The sequence below is a fragment of the Rothia nasimurium genome (assembly GCF_928381705.1).
Classification (GTDB): domain Bacteria; phylum Actinomycetota; class Actinomycetes; order Actinomycetales; family Micrococcaceae; genus Rothia; species Rothia nasimurium_G.
Map to the genome: position 1 here is coordinate 1 of NZ_CAKMSR010000025.1, position 1,979 is coordinate 1,979.

The 1,979-nt window shown below is 51.8% G+C and carries 1 rRNA gene; it reads right to left on the reverse strand.

Features of this window, described 5'->3' with window-relative positions:
* Window positions 1–1,909: ribosomal RNA gene (locus L6762_RS11825) — 23S ribosomal RNA — on the reverse strand; the annotation flags it as partial.
* Window positions 1,910–1,979 lie beyond the last annotated feature (70 nt).

Consider the following 1,979-nt stretch of genomic DNA (forward strand, 5'->3'; position numbering starts at 1 on the left):
GGTCACGCTCAAGGCTCCCCTTCTCCCGAAGTTACGGGGACATTTTGCCGAGTTCCTTAACCATGATTCTCTCGATCGCCTTAGTATTCTCTACCTGATCACCTGTGTCGGTTTCGGGTACGGGCGGCTAAAACCTCACGTCGATGCTTTTCTCGGCAGCATAGGATCACCAAATCCCCCACAAACGGGGTCCCATCACGTCTCAGGCCAACACCGGCGCATTTAACAACCGGATACCCTACACGCTTAGACCACGACAACCATCGCGTGGCTTGGCTACCTTCCTGCGTCACACCTGTTAATACGTTTACCTCCAAAAATCGGGTCCTGCAGTCCACCACAAGCTCCCCAACACAAGTGAAGGGGTTACAAACAGCTTCTCACAGTTAGCATCAAAATATCAGTATGGGCGGTTTTTCGCCGGTACGGGAATATCAACCCGTTATCCATCGACTACGCCTGTCGGCCTCGCCTTAGGCCCCGACTAACCCAGGGCAGATTAGCTTGACCCTGGAACCCTTGATCATCCGGCGCACGGGTTTCTCACCCGTGATTCGCTACTCATGCCTGCATTCTCACTCGCGTACCCTCCACCACTGGTTTACACCGCAGCTTCACTGGATACACGACGCTCCCCTACCCAACCAGTAAAAAACTGATTGCCATAACTTCGGTGGTGTACTTGAGCCCCGCTACATTATCGGCGCAGAATCACTTGACCAGTGAGCTATTACGCACTCTTTCAAGGGTGGCTGCTTCTAAGCCAACCTCCTGGTTGTCTAAGCAACTCCACATCCTTTCCCACTTAGTACACGCTTAGGGACCTTAGTTGATGGTCTGGGCTGTTTCCCTCTCGACAATGAAGCTTATCCCCCACTGTCTCACTGCTACGCTCTCACTTACCGGCATTCGGAGTTTAGCTGACGTCAGTAACCCTGTGGGGCCCATCGGCCATCCAGTAGCTCTACCTCCGGCAAGAAACACGTAACGCTGCACCTAAATGCATTTCGGGGAGAACCAGCTATCACAGAGTTTGATTGGCCTTTCACCCCTATCCACAGCTCATCCCCTCCATTTTCAACTGAAGTGGGTTCGGTCCTCCACGACGTCTTACCGTCGCTTCAACCTGGCCATGGATAGATCACTCCGCTTCGGGTCTAGATCCTGCCACTCACTCGCCCTATTCAGACTCGCTTTCGCTACGGCTTCCCCACACGGGTTAACCTCGCGACAGAACACTAACTCGCAGGCTCATTCTTCAAAAGGCACGCTGTCACCCCAAAAGGCTCCAACGGCTTGTAAGCACACGGTTTCAGGTACTATTTCACTCCCCTCCCGGGGTACTTTTCACCATTCCCTCACGGTACTGATTCACTATCGGTCACTAGAAAGTATTTAGACTTACCAGGTGGTCCTGGCAGATTCACACGAGATTCCACGAGCCCCGTGCTACTCGGGTGGCACACACGCGGTCTAACACATTACGATTACAGGACTCTCACCCTCTCCGGTCGCCCATCCCAAGGCGTTCACCTACATGCTAGAACATCACGTCAACAGCTGGTTGAAACTGTTATGCGTACTCCCACAACCCCCATGATGCAACCCTCAACCGGTATCACACACCACAGGTTTAGTCTCTTCCGCTTTCGCTCGCCACTACTCACAGAATCATTAGTTATTTTCTCTTCCTGAGGGTACTGAGATGTTTCACTTCCCCTCGTTCCCTCCAACCAGCCTATACATTCAGCTGGTGGTAACAAACCATGATGGCTTGCTGGGTTTCCCCATTCGGACATCCTGGGATCAACGCCCTGTTATCGGCTTCCCCAGGCTTTTCGCAGATTCACACGTCCTTCATCGGCTTCTAGTGCCAAGGCATCCACCGTGTGCCCTTAATAACTTACACACAGATAAAATCAAAGATATTAACCTTGACTAACTAAGTACAAAATCAAAAGTATCAAAGAAACCCAATC